The sequence below is a fragment of the Mycobacterium sp. genome (genome assembly GCF_008709575.1).
Classification (GTDB): Bacteria; Actinomycetota; Actinomycetes; order Mycobacteriales; family Mycobacteriaceae; genus Mycobacterium.
Genome location: NZ_VYIK01000228.1, coordinates 1 through 865 on the forward strand (window position 1 = coordinate 1; position 865 = coordinate 865).

Consider the following 865-nt stretch of genomic DNA (forward strand, 5'->3'; position numbering starts at 1 on the left):
CCGGCACGATCGGCGCGCTCGGCGCCATGGGGACTAACGTGGCCCTGCGGCAGTCTTATGCGAGCACCGGCACCGAGACGCCGGCATTCGTGGCCTTTTTGGTGTGCTACCTCGGCGCCACGATCGTGACGTGGGCCCGCTATGTGCGGTCTTCTCGGACGCAGACACCGAGCTCAGCCAAGCGGTGACGATCACCGCGACGAAGGCGGGTAAAAAGGCTCGACGCCAGTCCCGACCCGCAATGGACCACCAGGATCTGCATTGGTGGCTGACTTCCCGCATTCTACTTGCAAGCCGGTCTATTTCGCACTGAGGCAGTCCCAGAACGCTAAATGGTTATAGGACAAGCTATTGTTGCACAGCCGGTAGATGCGCTAATGCCATTTCATGCCAAGGAGTTCCGGTTACCGCCGCTGCGGCGCCAATATTGGCGGGCTGCGCCACCGCAGCGGCGGGGCTGATCGCCGGGGTTGCCGCGATCCAGCTCCGCGGCACCGAGAGACCACCGATCGAGCCTGCCTGACCCCAGCCAGCCGACACCCCGGCCGGGCCGCCACTTAGGCTCGGGCTTTGCGCGCCGGCCAGAATCGCCGGCGTCAGGCCCGGACCGGCCCAGCTCGCGGGGGCGGATTCCAGCTCAGCCTCAGCGAGCCTGCTCGCTGCCGCTTGCGCCACGGTGACGATGCGCGTCGCCAAGTTCGGTGGCCCGACAGGACCCGCGATGGACCACCAAAGGGTGGGTCCGATGAGGGGTGTTGCACCAAACGGGTCGTGCGATACGAGTTGCTGCAGCGCCGCAAGTAGCGCCGCTGTGAACCCTGAGAGCGTGGTTTGCGCGTTGGCGGCGGAGGTGGTCGAGGTGTGG

General features: G+C 66.1%; 1 protein-coding gene and 1 pseudogene. One reads left to right on the plus strand and one right to left on the minus strand.

The features are described from left to right. Positions 1-188 (plus strand): annotated as a pseudogene (locus tag F6Q13_RS18090) (MFS transporter); the annotation flags it as partial. Positions 189-348: 160 nt separating this feature from the next. On the opposite strand, the gene F6Q13_RS18095 reads toward F6Q13_RS18090, so the two are convergent. After that, positions 349-865, minus strand: a 517-nt coding sequence (locus F6Q13_RS18095) for a PE/PPE C-terminal domain-containing protein (RefSeq protein ID WP_293059479.1), incomplete at its 5' end; no start/stop codon positions are given.